Here is a 775-nt window from a genome sequence, read left to right as displayed (position 1 = left end):
GGACCAGCCGCTGGACCAGCGCACCCGCGAACGCCACGCGGCCGTGCACAGACTGCTCGAGCAAGGCCACGGCCTGCTGGAATGCGCCCGCCGTCTCGGCTGGGCGCTGAACACCGTGAAACGCTACGCCCGCGCCGCGTCAGCTGAGGAGCTGAAACGCCCACCGCGCTACCGCGAGACACTGGTGGACCCGTATCGCGACCACCTGCGCCGCCGCCGTGCTGAGGAACCCGGCGTGGCGGTCACCCGGCTGCTCGCCGAGATCCAGGAACTCGGTTATACCGGCAGCGCGAACCTGCTGGTCCGCTACCTCAACCAGGGCCGCGCCGACGCGATCCGCACACCACCCTCCCCGCGCCGGCTGGTGTCGTGGCTGATGACCAAACCCGCCGACCTACCCGCCCATCACCGCCAGCACCTGGACAATCTCCTGGCCTCATGCGCGCACCTGACCATCCTTGCCGAGCGCGTGCAGCAGTTCGCCGACCTGCTCACCGGCCGCCGCGGCAAGGAACTCGACGTCTGGACGACCCGCGTCGACGCCGACGACCTGCCCGCCCTGCACGGATTCGTCCACGGCCTGCGCATGGACCTGCCCGCCGTCATCGCCGGCCTGACCATGCCGTACAGCAACGGCCCAATCGAAGGCGCCAACACCAAGGTCAAGTTCCTGAAACGGCAAATGTACGGGCGCGCCGGCTTCGACCTCCTACGCCAGCGAATCCTGCTCGCATAGGCAGATCACCTCCACCACCGTTTCTGCGCCAGAGCCGTT

At 68.8% G+C, this 775-nt stretch carries 1 protein-coding gene; it reads left to right on the top strand.

All coding sequences use genetic code 11. The features are described 5' to 3' along the window. Positions 1–736: transposase (locus tag WH85_RS46210; protein WP_045748591.1), on the top strand; the 736-nt coding region annotated here is incomplete at its 5' end. Between the last annotated feature and the right edge of the window lie 39 nt (positions 737–775).

It is taken from the genome of Actinoplanes rectilineatus (assembly GCF_000962825.1).
In the GTDB taxonomy this organism is placed as follows: Bacteria; Actinomycetota; Actinomycetes; order Mycobacteriales; family Micromonosporaceae; genus Actinoplanes; species Actinoplanes rectilineatus.
This window is presented reverse-complemented; position numbering and strand designations above follow the sequence as displayed.